Annotated in this window: 2 protein-coding genes; both read left to right on the plus strand. The window is 67.4% G+C overall.

Annotated elements, in window-relative coordinates:
• Positions 1–140, plus strand: a 140-nt coding sequence (locus ACFW22_RS35860; RefSeq protein ID WP_386412995.1) for an adenosylhomocysteinase, incomplete at its 5' end; no start/stop codon positions are given.
• A gap of 133 nt (positions 141–273) precedes the next feature.
• Positions 274–888 (plus strand): hypothetical protein, encoded by a 615-nt coding sequence (locus ACFW22_RS35865; RefSeq protein ID WP_386412993.1) that lies wholly within the window; start codon positions 274–276, stop codon positions 886–888.
• The last annotated feature ends 576 nt before the right edge of the window (positions 889–1,464 follow it).

Genomic DNA, 1,464 nt, shown 5'->3' on the forward strand with positions numbered 1-1,464 from the left:
CCAAGCACCTCGACGAAAAGGTCGCCCGCCTCCACCTCGACGCCCTCGGCGTCAAACTCACCACCCTGCGCCCCGAACAGGCCGCCTACATCGGCGTCCAGGTGGAAGGCCCCTACAAGCCCGACCACTACCGCTACTGACACGCGGTCGGCGACGGCCCGTGCACTGACACGACGCCGTTCCGGACACCAGTAGGACCAGGCAGGCCCCCGCACCCCCGTGTCGGGGGCCTGCCCCGTCCAGCTACAGCCCCTGGAAGCCACCCGAGGAACCATGCCCCGCGGCCGTTATTCGCTCCATGATCCGCACGATCACACCTTCCTCGGCGAAGAGCACTTCCACTGCGCGCCCGGCCCCTCCGGCTGGCGCTACGTCTCCCAGATCACCACCCCCTCGGGCGACCACCAGGGCTCCGTCGACCTGGCCGTCGACGAGCTCGGTCGCCCCCTTCGCCTCGAACTGCACGCCGCGAGCTGGCAGGTCCGCGGTGCGGCCCTGGACGGCGTCACCTGGGTCCGCACGGACCCCACCGGAACCCACGCCACCGAAGGCAATGTGCGCGCCCATGCCTTCACCGGGACGTCCCCCGCGTTCCTCATCGCCCTCACCCGGTTCCTACGCCTCACCCCCGATTCCCCCGAGACCCGCATCAGGCTCGTGGCCTTCACGGCCCCGGTGCTCGCCCCCCTCACGGTCGACCAGTCCTGGGCCCTGCTGAGAAGTGAAACGCACGCCACTGACAACGGCCCCCTGACCGTGGACGAGTACCAGGTCAGCGACCTGGGCACGGGCGAACGCCATGCGGTCCACATCGCCGGAGACGTGGTCCTCGCGGCCCCCGGCATCGAACTCGAAGGCCTGGAGACCCCGCCCTCGGCCTTCCCCTGACCCGCAGACCCGGTCAGGCGGCACGAAAAGCCCTTAGGGCGTCCCGAACCTGCAGCCCCGCACACCACCCGGCCAGGGGCGTCGGCCGTCACCCCGGCGGGGCACCGCCGGCACTCCTGCCGCGGGCATCCGCGCCCGCCGCACGCCCAACCCGCAGCGACGCCCTCCCCACCGCCGCCTGATGTGCGTCGGCCCCCGAGGGGCTGCTAGTCTCCTCCGGTGCCCACAAAAGCCGTTGACACGGCCGCTGTGGGGAGGTAGATTTAAACGGTTGCCTGGAACTGGACAGTTCGGTAGCAGTCGGATAGAGTCTCACTCACTCCAGCGAGAATTTTGATTCCGCGGAGTCACTCCGATTCTTATTCGAATCACGAAAGCCACCGATTAGGTCGGCCGAAATGAATCTGATAAAGTCGAAATCGCCGGAAGGGCCCTGAGCGAAAGCGAATGGGACCGGAAAGCACCGAGGAAATCGGGTCGAAAAGATCTGATAGAGTCGGAAACGAAGGAAGCGCCCGGAGGGCCTGGGAACAGGAACGATGGAAGCGTCCGTATCTTGAGAACTCAACAGCGTGC

The sequence above is a fragment of the Streptomyces sp. NPDC058872 genome (assembly GCF_042743065.1).
Lineage (GTDB): Bacteria > Actinomycetota > Actinomycetes > Streptomycetales > Streptomycetaceae > Streptomyces.